Source organism: Pseudomonas sp. xss_2 (assembly GCF_043104195.1).
Taxonomy (GTDB): domain Bacteria; phylum Pseudomonadota; class Gammaproteobacteria; order Pseudomonadales; family Pseudomonadaceae; genus Aquipseudomonas; species Aquipseudomonas urmiensis.
Genome location: NZ_JBICKL010000049.1, coordinates 19,563 through 33,852 on the forward strand (window position 1 = coordinate 19,563; position 14,290 = coordinate 33,852).

Below are 14,290 nucleotides of genomic sequence, written 5' to 3' on the forward strand. Positions count from 1 at the left end.
ACAGTCCACACCGCAGATCGGAGCTTAAGCGCGTTGCACGCCTTTAAGATCTGCTCGTCTTGCCGAAGTTGCCGGAATATCAACAGCCAATGTTTCGTTCGCAGCATCGCCGGTGAAGATAACGCCGTAGATGTCTGCAGCTCGCTCCCGCGTCTCATAACGCTCAAGCACATCATGAAGAACACGCTGCGGTTCACGTTCCAGAGGCGAGCCATACCCACCACCGGAGCAGTCAATTCCGATGACGGTATCTGCCGCCCCCATGACCACATGGGCAGCGTTCTCCAACTTAACCCGCTCACCATCAGCCTTGACCAGCCAACGCTCGGCCAACTGACCATCCCCCCCCCCTCGGACACCACGGGGCGGTGTTTCCTGGCCGTCACCTGGATAGATGACGCTCATGCTTTCACCTTTGATACCAAACTCCAGGATGGCCCCAGGTGCTCCTCGGAACTTGCCTGCGCCGCCCGAGCCAGTCATAAGGGCCAGTTGCTTGATCTCAAACGGGTGCTTGAGTTCATCAACCTCGACGGAATCCCGATTCATCAAGCCAGCTACGACGGGAATGCCAAATGTCACCCAACCATCTGCGGTCGGAGAGGCACCTCCACCGTTGGTGCACAAGTGGATTTGGTTAACAAACGGTGCATTACCGTATCGTGGATCTTCGCCACCCACGACAGCCATGCCGATGCCTGGGCCCAGCCCGCCCTCTGCCAGCCCAAAACCATCGCCCAACTGCGCAAAGGCAGCGCCTGTCAGGTTGACCATACGGTCGGACACGTTGGTAGTTGCAACCGAACACGAATGTGGAAACTTGGGAATCCCGGTGACACATCCTTCACGCATCAGCACTTGCACACGACGGAACGCCCCGGCGTTCTTTGGAATATCGCCCTCGATGCTGTTAAAGAGGCCAGCCATTACCGCAGCCGTCGCAGTGGCCTGGCTCTGGTTGTAGCCACAGTCGACGTTGTCAGGGCCATCGCGAAGGTCGATCTCAATACGTCCTTCCTCCGGTATCACTTCTACTTTGACAATCAGGGGAATGCCATCCGGCAGGAATGGTGTGGAGTCATGGCGACCGTGGTTGACTAAGGTAGCTTTCGGGAGCGCGCGAATCGCGTTGGTCATGCGCTGTTCGGAGTAATCGAGCCAAGTCTGAATGAACTGCTTGATCGTCGACTTTCCGTACTTCTCGCACATTTCCTTAAGGCGCTTCTCGGCGACCCGCGCAGAGCTGATGCCGGCGATGAAATCCCCATACCACTGGCTAGGTACACGAATGCGCTTCTCCATCATCCGCACAATGTCGCCAACCATCTCGTAACCACGCTGGATGCGGGTTGCCGGGAAGATCATCGAGCCTTCCTCATATACATCCTTTGCGGCAGCCATGTAGGTGGTCGGGATGCTGTTGCCGCAGTCGGCCTGGTGAGCCTTGGCCACTGCAGTGAACAGATGCTCACCTTCGAAGAAGACCGGCACCATGAAGGCGTGGTCGGCGGCGTGCGTATTCCCGGTATAAGGGTCGTTATGCAGGTAGCAGTCGCCCTCGGCCATGTCCGGATGGTATTCAGTCATGACGCGGGTCTGCAGGTCGGTGCCGAAGATGTGAATCGGCAAGCCTTCAGCGACTGCGAGCAGCTGGTTGTCACCCGTAACGATGCAGCATGAGAAGTCGCGCGCGGAGTTGATCACCGCAGAGCGTGCGGTACGCATCAACGTATTGCTCATCTCACGCACGATGCCGTCAATGCGGTTCGAGAGAACGGAGGTGAGGATAGGATCAAGCTGTTGGGATTGTTCAGTCATGGCAGGCTCCTCACTCGAAGGTCAGCAGATAGTGGCCGGTCGGAGTGACCTGGGCGGACATGTTCGGGAATACCACGATGGTGGTGGTGGGCTCTTCGATGATGCACGGGCCTTCCAGCACCATGCCCGGCACGACGTTTTTGCCCTTGAAGATAGCGGTGGTCTTCGAGCTTGCTTCGCCGAAGAAGCATTCGCGAGTCTCATCGATCGGGGCGAACGAAAGCGCCTTCGCTGCACCCTTACTGCCTGTGAGCGTGAGGCCGGTATGGACAGTCAAGCGTGCTTTCCAGCTGATGAACTCAATGTCACTGCCTTCATCGCGCATCGCGAACAGATTTTCGTGTGACTGGTGGAAAGCCTCGAACAATGCCTGCGGATCACTGACGATCTTGTCTGCAGGTACGGTTGCGTCGATTTCCCATACCTGGCTTGCGTATCGGGCCTCCACCGAGTAATCGAGGCTGTACTCGCATGCCTGGTGCTCTGCAGAAAGATTTTTCCGGAAATCGAGAAGCGAACCTTCCAAGGCCTTGAGCGCTGCCGCCACCTTGTCACCTGCAAAATTGCCGGACGTGGTGAAAAGGCTCTTGGTCTCTTCGGTGACGATATCCGCAAACTGCATGCCGGACGCTGACAGCGCCGAAGCCTGCTTGGGCACCAACACCGTCTTGGTGCCCAGCTCCTTGGCGATAAGCATGATGTTGATACCAGCAGCACCGCCACCAGCCACCATGATGCTCTCACGAGGGTTGATGCCCTTGGAGGTCGTGATGTCGTGTACCGCGTTGATCATGACTTCCGAGGCGATGCTCAAGATGGCGAACGCAGTTTCTTCGACGGTGCGGTTCAGCGGCCCTGCGACAGTCGCAATGGCCGCTCGCGCCGCATCGACGTTGAGCTCCATCCGTCCGCCCAGGAAGTAGGCGGGATTGAAATAACCAAGTACTGCAGCTGCGTCAGAAACCGTCGGTTTGACGCCGCCACGACCATAGCAAGCCGGGCCAGGTACCGAGCCCGCAGACTGCGGCCCCACCCGCAACAGGCCGCCGTCATCGATCCAGGCGATCGAGCCCCCGCCTGCACCAACAGAGCTGATGTCCACGGAGGAGATACCCAACAAATGCCCTGTCCACTCTCCGTCGACCCAAGTGTCGCGGGAGTAAAGCAGCTCATTGTTTCTGATCAAACCCACATCGAAGGTCGTACCACCGGTATCAGCGATGATGATATCGCCGCCGAGGCTTTCGAGGTTGCTGAAGCTACGTGCAGCAACAGGGGCCATGGATGGGCCGGATTTCGCCATGTTGATCGGACGCTCGATCAGGTTGCTGATGTGCATACAGCCCCCCATCGACGTCGAGACAAGGATTTCGTTTGTATACCCAGCTGCCCGCAGATCCTCTTCGAGGCCCCGCAGGTGCGCTTGCATCAGCGGCTTGAGGGATGCATCAATCGCGGTGGCGGAAGCGCGCCGGTATTCACGTAGGATAGGCACGAGTTGGTGCGACAGGGTGAACGGAACGCCAGGCAGCACCTCTTGGATGAGTTCGCCAATCCGGAGTTCGTGGGTGGGGTTTACCATTGACCAAAGTAGCGTGACGGCGACGGCTTCATACTTCTCAGCAGCCAGCGCTTGCAGAACTTCCCTCACTTGCTCCTCGTTAAGCTCGCGCGAAACAGTCCCTTCGGAGCTCATACGCTCTTCGATCTGGAAGGTACGTCGGCGAGGAATATAAGGTTCGGGGTAGTCCTTACTGAAGTCATGAGCATTGACCTTGCCACCTTCCTTCATGACCAAGATATCGGGAAAACCTTGAGTCGTGAGGAATGCAGTCTTGGCGCCTTGCTTCGTAACGATCGCGTTGGTAGCCCGAGTGGTGCCGTAGATGAACAAAGAGGTCTTCGACAACAACTCTTCAACGGTCATCCCGATTTGGCCGGCGGCGTCTTCAATAGAGTTACGAACACCTTTGAATGCACGCTCAGGTGTGGTCAGCGACTTTCCGATAATCAGCTTATGCTCTGCACCTGATACAACAACATCCGTGAAGGTACCACCAGTATCAACCGAAATTCGATAGGTCATTATTATGCACCAGTTATAATTATTTCATTCTCGACATAAGCACATGCGTTTCACGCGCACAGGCGGGCGTGCGCAAAAATGAAATGCACGATTGATTTAATTACGGAGTTGCCGGTACGACTCGCCCAGTACGAGCGCTACATGGGACGGCATGAAAAATGCTTCACCCCCTACTAACCTTGGTCAACTCGCCTGGGTGGTTACTATTCTTACCACCCTCAATTTGGCGCATCAACCGGTTTTTGGGAGCATTTTTCTTACGGAAATGTTCAAGAAACCCTATTGCCACATAAAATAAAATGTTGAAAAACAACGGCTTAGCGGGACGAAAGAGCGCCCTTGAGGTAGCGCATGTTGCGGAGAGGTCGGAGAGGTAACACCGTGCTTCGGCGTTACCCGAGCACGTCACACATTCCAAGGATGGAGTGCAATCTGTCGCTCAAGATGCTCCACAAAGACGCGGATTCGTGGGCTCAAATTGTTCCGATTGGCATAGATTAGGTAGATGGGCTGGACTACCCTGGATCGATACTCATCCAGCACGGGGACAAGTCGCCCCGCATTTATGTCGGCGCCGATGTGAAAATCAGCTAGACGGACGATCCCGCCATCATTCAAGGCTACAGATCTCAGCAGATCCCCCTGAGTGAACGTTGATCGGGGCTTGATCGGCACCACCATCGCTTTCCCATCGACCTCATAGCTCCACACATTCCATGGACTATTGAAGCTGAAGTGGAAGCAATCGTGCTTGAGCAGATCCTCAGGCCTCTCTAGCTCACCCCGCGCCGCGAGATATTCGGGCGTAGCGCAGGTGATCCAGCTCGACTCACCAATCCGTCTGGCGACCCTTGAAGAGTCTGGTAGGACGCCGCTGTGGATCGCGATATCTAGACCTTGATCAAACTGATCGACAAACTGGGCACCTACCTCGATTTCGATCGACAAATCAGGATGAACCTGGAGGAAGTCCGGGAGCCAAGGAATGATTTGGTGCTTGGCGAAAGTAGCCATGGTGTGGATACGTAGCGTTCCACTTATCTTGGCCGGGAAAAACTCTGCCAGAGAATCAGCCTCAGCCATGGCATCCATTACAGATCGGGCACTACGAAGATAGATTGCCCCCTCCTCCGTTAGCGTCAAGCTCCGGGTGCCGCGCTGAAACAACCTGACGGATAGACGGTTTTCCAGGCGGGTCACTAGCTTGCTGATAGCTGACGGGGATAAGCCATGTGCGCGAGCGGCTGACGAGAAACTCCCGTGCTCATTCGACCAGAGAAAGGCCAACATCTGCGAATAGTTTTCTTTGTCCACCGGGCGATCTCTGCAAGGTTGTGAATACACATGCTAGCGCAGCGTACCCCTAAAAGAACAAGGCGCCCATTGGGCGCCCTGTTGATCAGCGGATGAACTTTTCGATGTAGTCATCTGGAAGGCCAATCGCCTTGTAGTGCGCACGGGCTGCTTCAAGCTTGGTGAAGACGTCCTCGTAGCCAACGGCATTACCTTGAGGGTCTACGTAGGTGTAACCGCCCTGTACATGGAACCAGGTGATCATTTCATCGATGCCTTCTGGTACGAACAGGGTGTGGGTTTCTCCTGGCGGCTCGAAAGCAAAGGAACCTTCTTCCGCAATCCAGTCATGCTCCAAGTAGTACCAACGACCCTTGAGAACCAAGGCGTGGACACCACCAGTGTGACGGTGACGCGACAGTACGCCAGAGCGGCGAACACGCAGCAGGTTGACGTAGTAGCCGCCGCTCACACTCAGCAGAAGAGGCTTAAAGGAAACGCTATCGGTAACAGGCACCCACAGATTGTCATCGGCGAGCCAATCGGTCATGACGCCCAGGTGCACCAGGTCGGGAGACATGAAGGGCACTTGGGGAAGCTGGTACGGGATCGCGAGCTGATCAGGTTTATTCAGGCTAGTCATTCTTTTTTCTCCGGTCTAGGTGCACGCCGTACGGTGCGGCGTGACCAGTGGAGTACAAGGTATAGGGGGCTAGCTTTGCCGATAAGCCCCTCTTTCTTCACATCAGGTGTGACTGCCAGTCAAAGCAAGAAAGGTGCACAGGCCCCACAAACGTCCCGTTTTGGTGCGCCTTTCGCAGACTACTCAAGCCTGTGTGTCAAGAGGAAACGATCATCAAGAGGAGAAACGCATGTTACGCAAGAAAAAAACGTCATAAGAATTATGACAATCCCGCACACAAAGGCATAAATCATGTGATTTTGCGCCTAAATACGCCTAAAAACCATGAAATGACGGAAATAGGGCATTGCGAAATTGCTTGCAAGCCTGAAGGTCGAGTGGTAATAATTTCTACCACCAACCACCCTGACGCGTCACTGAGGTATAAAAATGCATAACTCATGCCGTAATGTCCTTGCCGTAATCCTGACCGGCGCCTCCCTGTCCATTGCAGTCCCTGCATTCGCACGCGATCTTACGATCGTCTCTTGGGGTGGTAATTTCCAAGACGCTCAGCGCGAAATCTTCTTCAAGCCGTACAGCGCTCAGATCGGCAAACCCGTTCTGGATCAAAGCTGGGACGGCGGCGTCGGTGTACTTGAAGCCAAAGTAAAAGCCGGTGCTCCGAACTGGGATGTCGTCGAAGTTGAGGCCGAGGATCTCGCTCTGGGATGTGCCAGCGGCCTCTATGAGAAGATCGACTGGGCCAAGGTGGGCGATAAGAACGACTTCATCAAGGAAGCAGTTAGCCCATGCGGAGTCGGCAACATCGTTTGGAACACGGGCCTGGCTTATGATGGCGACAAACTGAAGGCCGCCCCAACCTCTTGGGCCGACTTCTTCAACGTACAGCAGTTCCCAGGCAAGCGTGGCCTTCGTAAAGGGCCGAAATACGCTCTTGAATTTGCCTTGCTTGCTGATGGCGTGAAAGCCAATGAGGTCTACGATGTTCTCCGCACCCCCGAAGGGGTAGACCGCGCATTCAAAAAGCTCGATAGCATCAAGTCCAGCATCGTTTGGTGGGAAGCGGGCGCTCAACCTCTACAGATGCTGTCGGCAGGCGATGTCGTTATGAGCTCTGCCTATAACGGTCGAATCACTGGCTTCAACCGAAACGAAGGCAAGAACTTCAAATTTGTCTGGAACGGCAGTGTTGCAGCAATCGACTCCTGGACTGTGTTGAAAGGATCGGAAAATAAAGCGGCTGCCATGGACTTCATTGCGTACAACAGCAAGCCAGAAAACCAAGCCAAGCTGCCAAAGTTTATTGCCTACGGTACCACCAACAAGAAAGCGAACGAGCTTGTTCCAGCCGAGCTGCGAGCTGACTTGCCCACCACTCCAGAGAACCAAGCACAATCGCTTCCGCTGGACGTGGACTTCTGGGTCGACAACATCGAACCCCTGACCGAACGCTTCAATGCATGGATTGCCCAGAAATAATAATTAGGGCTGCGCCCCGTTAAGGGGCGCAAGTTCAGGCTTCACTGACAGTAATAATGGGCTGTGATTCATGCACTTTGCTCGATGGCGGAGTGCTGGTCTGCGGCAACGTTTTCGCTCCTTCATTGAGTAGAGGTTCATCGTGACCTGCTTAGTATCTTTCAAAAAAATACAAAAAACTTATGACGGTGAAAAGCTCGTCGTAAAAGATCTAAACCTTGATATTGCCGAAGGCGAATTTGTTACGCTCCTGGGCCCATCCGGCTCGGGGAAAACGACAAGTTTGATGATGCTCGCTGGGTTCGAACGCCCCACCCAAGGTGAGATTTTGCTCAAAAATCAGCCTCTTCACACCCAGCCGCCCCACAAACGCAATATTGGCATGGTCTTTCAAAACTATGCCTTATTCCCTCACATGACCGTTGAGCAAAACCTGGCTTTCCCACTGTCTGTGCGGAAAATAAATCAGGTTGATGCCGCCCTGAAGGTTAAACGGGCGCTCGAAATGGTGAAACTTCAAGACCTCGCCAAACGCTATCCCGCCCAGATGTCCGGTGGCCAACAGCAACGCGTGGCGCTTGCACGCGCGCTCGTATTCCAACCAAAGCTTGTTCTGATGGACGAGCCTCTTGGCGCATTGGATAAGCAATTGCGTGAGCACATGCAGCTGGAAATCAAGCACCTGCACAAAGAGCTGGGCCTGACCGTGGTGTACGTAACTCACGACCAAAGTGAAGCGCTGACGATGTCGGATCGCGTTGCTGTGTTCAACGACGGGATGATCCAGCAGATCGATAGCCCAGCCACGATCTACGAAGCCCCTAACAAATCGTTCGTGGCTCGGTTTATTGGCGAAAACAACGCTATCCCTGGCGTCATCACCAAGATCGATGGAGCCATCGGCGAGATCCAGCTCGCGGATGGCACCAAAGCTCACGCTCAGCTGGTCGACCTCAATCAAGTGGGTGACAAGGTTTCGATGTGCATTCGCCCTGAGCGTATCAAGGTGGCAGATAGCGGAGGCCAAATTCCAGCTCGAATCCGCGAGTACATTTACTTGGGCGACCATGTCCGCATGATCACCGAAGCTGCAGGCAACAAAGATTTCATGGTGAAGCTACCCATCTCGCAGATGAACCCTGCTTGGGCATCCGGCAGCCTTGTGACGCTCGATTGGGACATTGAGCACGCTCGCGCCCTTGATCCGGTTCAGTGAGGTGCGCCATGAACGATTCCCTCGTAATGCCTAACGCCACTGAAAAAGGTCGCGGCTCCAGCTTGAAGGCTGGGCTGCGGCGAGCCGAGCGACTCTACAAGGCGAAATCCCTGGCGCTGATTGCACCTTTGTTCCTGTTCGTACTGACCTGCTTTGCCTTTCCTATTGGCACCATGTTGAGCCGCAGTGTCGACAACCCTGAAGTGCACACCGCACTTCCCCAAACGTCGACTTTGTTAGCCACCTGGAGCGGCACCGACCTGCCACCCGAACCCGTCTACGCCGCCATCGTAGAAGATCTCCGCTCGGCAACAGATTCAGGTTCGGCAGGTGCACTTGTTAAGCGCTTGAGCTACGAAAATCCGGCTTTGCGCTCGCTCTTCAATAAAACCATGCGACAACTTCCAGAGGCCGACGTGGCATCCAAGCAGGGAGCGCTGCGGGAAATTGATGCTGGGTGGAGTGAAGTATCGACCTGGAAGGCCATCAAGCAGGCCTCGTCTGCCGTGACGAGCTACTACCTGCTCGCTGCAATGGATCGCCGCGTAGACGCCCAAACCGGTGAGATCATCAAGGCCAGCCCGAACCAGGCAATCTACATAGACATCTTCATGCGGACGTTCCAGATCGGGGGGATTGTCACGATTCTCTGTATTGCTCTGGGCTTCCCGGTCGCCTACTGGTTGTCGACGCTTCCGGATCACCGCAGCAACCTGCTAATGATCATGGTGCTGCTGCCATTCTGGACATCACTGATCGTGCGCACCGCCTCCTGGATCGTGCTTCTGCAATCCGATGGCCTGATCAACCGATCGCTCATGGCGTTGGGGATTACTGACGCTCCGCTGCAGCTGGTGTTCAACCGCATCGGTGTTGTGATCGCGATGACTCACGTCCTGCTGCCATTCATGATTTTACCGCTGTACAGCGTGATGAAGAGCATCTCTCCAAGCTATGTCCGTGCAGCGGTCTCGCTGGGCGCGCATCCGTTTGTAGCGTTTGTGCGGGTGTACGTGCCTCAGACCTTCGCTGGCCTGGCAGCCGGCGGCATTCTGACGTTCATTATGGCTATCGGTTACTACGTGACCCCGGCCCTCGTTGGCGGCGCTGCGGATCAAATGGTCAGCTACTTCGTCGCGTTCTACACCAACAAAACCGTGAACTGGGGCATGGCCTCGGCACTGGGCGCGCTGCTACTGGTTGCCACGCTGATCCTCTACTTCGTCTACACCAAGCTGCTTGACTCTTCGGCCAGCAAGGCACGGTGACCCCTATGAACCTCTATGCAACTCCGTTAGAGAAAATTGTCCACTTCGGGCTGGTCGTGCTGTGCTGGGCGATTCTAGGATTTCTGGTGATACCAATCTTGGTAATCATCCCGTTGTCCTTCAACTCCACCTCGTTCCTGACTTACCCGATGGATGGCTTCTCACTGCGCTGGTATCAGGAACTCCTGTCATCTCAGGACTGGATGTTGGCGTTTAAAAACAGCTTCATCATTGCACCTTTCGCCACGATCCTGTCGATGATCTTCGGCACGCTCGCAGCGGTAGGTTTGTCCAGGGGTAACTTCCCCTTCAAGCGAATCATCATGGCGTTCATCATTTCGCCAATGATTGTGCCAACGATCATCGTTGCTGTAGGTTTCTACTTCTACTTTGCACAGCTGCAGCTCTTGAACAGCTATGTCGGCCTGATTTTGGCCCATGCCATGCTGGGAGTTCCGTTCGTGGTCATCACCGTCTGCGCGACGCTTGAGGGCTTCAACGTCAACCTTAGCCGTGCCGCCGCCAGCCTAGGGGCTCCACCGCTGACGGTCTTCTTTAAAGTGGTACTGCCCTTGATCGCGCCTGGCGTTATCTCGGGCGCACTGTTCGCGTTCGCAACGTCCTTCGATGAGGTGGTAGTAACACTATTCCTCGCGAGCCCGACGCAAAAAACACTGCCTATCCAGATGTTTTCCGGTATTCGCGAAAATATCAGCCCAAGTATTGCTGCAGTAGCGACCATCATGGTCGTGCTATCGGTGCTCATGCTCCTCACCATCGAGAAGTTGCGCCGTCGGAGTGAAAAGCTGCGGCTTAAAACAGAGGTGGAATAATAAAAATATCTAAGGTCACTTTCATTCCGAATTAGCTTATTGAGCGAAATGCTCAGATATTAGATATGGAGTTTGTTATGTTTAATCTGGTCGGTGATGTTTCCAGTGCTGCCCGTATTCTGCCTGATCTCAATGGCGAAGCCCTATTCATCTCGCACGCCAAGGGTGCATACCTTTGGGACGACAAAGGCCGTAAGTACATTGATACCGCACTCGGTTTCGGTGCCGTACTTGTAGGTCACGCTGATGACGACATCAATAGTGAGGTCGCTGAAGCGCTCGCCGGGTCTGCTGCTCCTTCCTGGGCACACATCCGTGAACACGGTGCAGCTTCTGCGCTGGCTGCTCACACCGGGAATCTGACCAAGGTCGTCTTCAACAACTCCGGTAGCGAAGCGGTGCACCTCGCATGTCGCATCGCTCGTACCTACACCGGCAAAGGCAAGATCGCCAAAATGGCGGCTGGCTTCGACGGCTGGCTGGATGATGTTGCATTCGGTAACGTCTCGACCCAGGAAGCAGCCTTTAAGGACGGCGAGCGCCCTAGCACCCCTCGTACTACCCTGCTGCGCTTCAATGACTTCGATGACGTTGAACGCCTCTTCCAGGAGGACAACGACATCGCAGCCGTCATCCTGGAGCCGATGCTTGCAAACGCTGGCTGCATCATGGCCGCGCCTGGTTACCTGCTGCACGTACAAAACGTGGCGCGCAAATACGGTGCGCTAGTCATCAGTGATGAAGTCCTCATGGGATTCCGTCGCCATGCCGGCCTGGCATCTCATCTGGAAGGACTAGATCCGGATCTGGCCTCGGTCGGTAAAGCGATCGGCAACGGTGTCCCGGTGTCTGCCGTCGTCGGCAAACCCGAGGTGATGGCTGTGGTAGAGGCTGGCCGCGCCGCGCGCGGCGGTACTTTCAGCGGCAACCCAATGGCTTGCGCAGCCGTGACTAGCACACTGGCCAAACTCGACGCTGCGGACTACAAAGAGCTCACCGCTAGAGGCAACGAGCTGCGCGACTCAATCGTGGAGATCTTTAAAGGCGTCGGCATCACGATTACCACTAGCGGCTACGGCAACGTTTTTGGCATCTGGTTGGGCGATCAGGAACCCCGCAATTACGAAGAAGCCGCGAAGCTTGCTAACCCAGCTTTCACCAAATCGCTGCACCTTGCGCTTCGTGAAGCTGGTCTGATGATCATGCCGTCGCCGTACGGGCGCCTCTACATCTCCTTCGAACACGCTCCAACAGTGATCGAGGAGATGAAGGCTTCCTTCAAGTACGCCGCAGCCAAGCTGGCAGGCGAATACGCAAAGTAACGCTGCATCTTGCCCGGGAGACTTTACTCCCGGGCCCCTCACCTAGAGTTATGGTCTAGTGCCGCAAATGCTTAGATGATTAACGTGGCTGCAACTCATGCCCTTCGTTGATGGACACTCTCGTCCACGCCACTGCTCCGCATCACCTGCTAAAGCCCCCGCATCTCTGATGCATTGTATTCTGCCCGAGTTCACAAGGCGGACTGCAACCTACGTCGATCAAGGCAATACAGATGTCCGTGAAATTTCAGACAGGGACAATCGACACTAACTCGATGTACTTATATCGCTTTTTCTTCGCCGCATTTCGAGCGTCGGACTCAGCCAGCAGTGTGCTCAGCGTACTCGCGTCGTAGCTGAAAATCTCTTCGACCCCTTCGAATTCCTTACTCACTCTCAACGTGACACGCAGCTTGGGAAACGAGGACTTACGTGATGCCTGTTTCGCCGCAAGCCGGTGTCATCGCTCTGGGGACCTCATTGGGACAGATGAGCAATCACGACACTGCGAAGCCATTTTTCGGCGGGATTCGCGTCGTGGATTACCGGCCACGCAATAGAGAGTTCGCACGCAGGGATAACGAGGGGAACCGGATCACAAGTCAGACCTGTGTACCGAGCTAGCACGCGCGCTGCATGCTCTGGAAGCACAGCGATTAGCTCATGATTTTCGGCGAGCAACGCGGGTAATGGACTGTACTTTGGGATTGTCATCACCACATCGCGCTGCATTCCTTGATTAGCTAGAACATCATCGATAACACCTCTTGTGTCGGAAAGTGGCGACACTAGAACATGAGGCCTGCGGCAGAACTCTCCGATATCCAACTTGCTACGAGGTGCTCCCGCTCGTAACACATAGCTGCTAACGCGTCGCAAATAGCGTTGCTTGCAGTTTGCTGGCAAATTACGAAGTGGCGTAACAGCCATAGTGATCGTGCCATTGCTGAGCATCTCGGATACCGTAAAACAATCCACGGGAACGACGACCACCTTGATGGTTGGAGCTGCCTGTCTCAGTACCTGGATCAACGAGGGCATCAACGCGAGTTCTACATCATCCGACATGCCGATACGGTACGTTTTAGCATTGGTAAGCGAATTGAAAGGCGCTGACTTTCCCATGGCTGAAGACAATGTATCGAGCGCAGGGCTTAAATAACTCAAGATATCCAGGGCCCGCGACGTGGGCACCATACTTCGCCCGTATCGAACCAACAGCGGGTCGCCGAAATAGCGTCGTAGCCGGGCGAGGCTAGCACTCACAGTGGGTTGCGAAAGGCAGACTCGTTCTGCTGTCCTAGTGACATTGCAATCCTGAATGAGGGCTTCAAAAAGCACCAGGAGCTGCAAATCCATGCTTCGAAGATGTTGACGGTTCAAGAATGCCCCCTTGAGTCGTATCGCTCATGAAGGCCGGTTGGACCCGAGCGATATTTGCAAAGAGGGCATCACGCCATTGATGGCTCTGGGTCTCCATGGTCAGTGAGTTGTCAGCAATGGAAGCGGGACATCCGCGAGCAATGTGCGAGACACGCCGTCCAGGATTGCTTCGGTAATTCTCGGCCGACTATATGCGCCAAATACGATCAGATCGGTGTTGTTTTCCCTTGCATCCGCCAGAATGGTGGCTGCAACAGATCCTCGTGCAGACACCTTGCGCAGCTCGACCGTTACACCGTGGCGTACAAGAAAAGCGGAGAGTGCCTCACCCGAATCACCACCATACTGCTTGGAGCTGTTACCGGAGTCCACGATCAAGAGCTGAACCTTTTCCGCCACACTCAATATTGGCAAGGCATCGGCGATGGCGCGACGGGATTGTCGGCTAGCGTTCCATGTCACAGTGATACGCCTGCCTATGACCTGGCCAGTCCAGCTTGCAGGCAGGATCAAGAGCGGAACCCCGATCCCATACAGTACCTGAGAGAGCGCCACTCCATGAAGCGCACCAGGAAGCCGAGGATGTCCGACGACCACCAAATCGCAGTAAAGACAACGGGCGAGTATCTCGGTGTCGGTTTCAAATTCGGGTATCAAACGAAGTTCGGTGATCAAACCAAATTCCGCTGCAACGATGTTCAAGGAATCCTGTAGGGTTTTAGTCGTTTCAATACGAGTCTTTTCCTGGTTACGTATGACCGCTGAAATGGCATCTCCACGGGCAAAACAATCCTCAGGAAAGCCCAGTGCATGCTCAAGAGTCGTGAGCCCCACGAGCTTCGCCTCGTGGGTGGCGGCCAGCCGAGCGGCTGACCGCAGGACTTGCATTCCGAAATCGCTGCTATCGAAAAAAACGGCAATATCCTTGAGCATCGGCATGTAAAAA

At 54.8% G+C, this 14,290-nt stretch carries 11 protein-coding genes; 5 read left to right on the forward strand and 6 right to left on the reverse strand.

The annotated features are described in order from the left end of the window. Positions 1-24: 24 nt before the first annotated feature. From ACF8K2_RS11260 to ACF8K2_RS11275, 4 genes are all read right to left on the reverse strand, one after another. Entirely contained in the window at positions 25-1,818 is a 1,794-nt protein-coding gene (locus ACF8K2_RS11260) for a hydantoinase B/oxoprolinase family protein (RefSeq protein ID WP_392464863.1), read from the reverse strand. A 10-nt stretch (positions 1,819-1,828) separates the two neighbouring features. Then, positions 1,829-3,904 (reverse strand): hydantoinase/oxoprolinase family protein, encoded by a 2,076-nt coding sequence (locus ACF8K2_RS11265; protein ID WP_392464864.1) that lies wholly within the window; start codon positions 3,902-3,904, stop codon positions 1,829-1,831. A 405-nt stretch (positions 3,905-4,309) separates the two neighbouring features. Then, the gene (locus tag ACF8K2_RS11270; protein WP_392465088.1) at positions 4,310-5,194 is read right to left on the reverse strand and encodes a LysR family transcriptional regulator; all 885 of its coding nucleotides are present in this window, start codon (positions 5,192-5,194) and stop codon (positions 4,310-4,312) included. A gap of 109 nt (positions 5,195-5,303) precedes the next feature. Then, positions 5,304-5,840 (reverse strand): 2,4'-dihydroxyacetophenone dioxygenase family protein, encoded by a 537-nt coding sequence (locus ACF8K2_RS11275; RefSeq protein WP_392464866.1) that lies wholly within the window; start codon positions 5,838-5,840, stop codon positions 5,304-5,306. Positions 5,841-6,269: 429 nt separating this feature from the next. Between ACF8K2_RS11275 and ACF8K2_RS11280 the strand changes: the two genes are divergently transcribed. From ACF8K2_RS11280 to ACF8K2_RS11300, 5 genes are all read left to right on the forward strand, one after another. Beyond that, positions 6,270-7,322 (forward strand): ABC transporter substrate-binding protein, encoded by a 1,053-nt coding sequence (locus tag ACF8K2_RS11280; protein WP_392464868.1) that lies wholly within the window; start codon positions 6,270-6,272, stop codon positions 7,320-7,322. Between the two features lie 142 nt (positions 7,323-7,464). Continuing rightward, entirely contained in the window at positions 7,465-8,538 is a 1,074-nt protein-coding gene (locus ACF8K2_RS11285) for an ABC transporter ATP-binding protein (RefSeq protein ID WP_392464869.1), read from the forward strand. Positions 8,539-8,564: 26 nt separating this feature from the next. Further along, positions 8,565-9,806, forward strand: coding sequence for an ABC transporter permease (locus tag ACF8K2_RS11290; protein ID WP_392465090.1), 1,242 nt, complete (start codon positions 8,565-8,567; stop codon positions 9,804-9,806). A gap of 5 nt (positions 9,807-9,811) precedes the next feature. After that, the gene (locus ACF8K2_RS11295; protein WP_392464871.1) at positions 9,812-10,639 is read left to right on the forward strand and encodes an ABC transporter permease; all 828 of its coding nucleotides are present in this window, start codon (positions 9,812-9,814) and stop codon (positions 10,637-10,639) included. A 77-nt stretch (positions 10,640-10,716) separates the two neighbouring features. Further along, positions 10,717-11,961 carry an aspartate aminotransferase family protein gene (locus ACF8K2_RS11300; protein ID WP_392464872.1) on the forward strand — a complete coding sequence of 415 codons (1,245 nt, stop codon included), beginning with the start codon at positions 10,717-10,719 and terminating at the stop codon, positions 11,959-11,961. Positions 11,962-12,438: 477 nt separating this feature from the next. Here the strand turns inward: ACF8K2_RS11300 and ACF8K2_RS11305 are convergent, their stop codons facing one another. Beyond that, positions 12,439-13,344, reverse strand: a complete 906-nt coding sequence (locus ACF8K2_RS11305; protein ID WP_392464874.1) for a LysR substrate-binding domain-containing protein — start codon at positions 13,342-13,344, stop codon at positions 12,439-12,441. 99 nt (positions 13,345-13,443) lie between these two features. Further along, positions 13,444-14,283, reverse strand: a complete 840-nt coding sequence (locus ACF8K2_RS11310; protein WP_392464875.1) for a universal stress protein — start codon at positions 14,281-14,283, stop codon at positions 13,444-13,446. Positions 14,284-14,290 lie beyond the last annotated feature (7 nt).